The sequence below is a fragment of the Clostridium sp. CAG:43 genome (genome assembly GCF_000434655.1).
Lineage (GTDB): Bacteria > Bacillota > Clostridia > Lachnospirales > Lachnospiraceae > Otoolea > Otoolea fessa.
In genome coordinates this window covers 25,153-25,689 of the sequence record NZ_FR895096.1, presented here as the reverse complement: position 1 = coordinate 25,689, position 537 = coordinate 25,153, and the positions used below count along the sequence as shown (strand labels likewise).

Annotated in this window: 1 pseudogene; it reads right to left on the bottom strand. The window is 53.3% G+C overall.

Annotation, left to right across the window (positions count from 1 at the left end):
* A pseudogene (locus QVO97_RS08260) lies at positions 1 to 537 on the bottom strand (protein translocase subunit SecDF); the annotation flags it as partial.

Genomic DNA, 537 nt, shown 5'->3' with positions numbered 1-537 from the left:
TGGTGTTGACGATCGTCTCAGCGGACTCTTTATTACCCAGAAGCTTCATATTCTCACGGATACGGTCGAAGATAACGATCGTCGCGTTGATTGAGTAACCGACAATCGTCAGCATGCAGGCGATGAACGTCGAACCAACCGACCAGCGCAGCATCGCATAGCAGGTCAGGACAACCAGCACATCGTGCATCAGGGCAAGAACCGCGCCCGCCGCGAACGTGATGTTGCTGAAACGGAACCAGATGTAGATCAACATGCAGATCGTCGCAATCGTAACCGCCACAATCGCATCGCGCTTCATCTCCTGGCTGACCGCACCGGAGATACTGTCGGCTGTGATCTTCTCTTTATCCACACCAAACTGATCCGCCAGCGCCTGGTTTAACTCTTCGCGCTCGTCCATGTTCAGGGTACGTGTCTTGATGATAACCTCGTTGCTTCCGGCTACCTTCTGGGTCTGTGTGCCAGCTTCGCCGGTAATCTTTTCTACCACCGGAACCACCTGGGAGGAAATATCTTCCAGAGACATATCCTCGT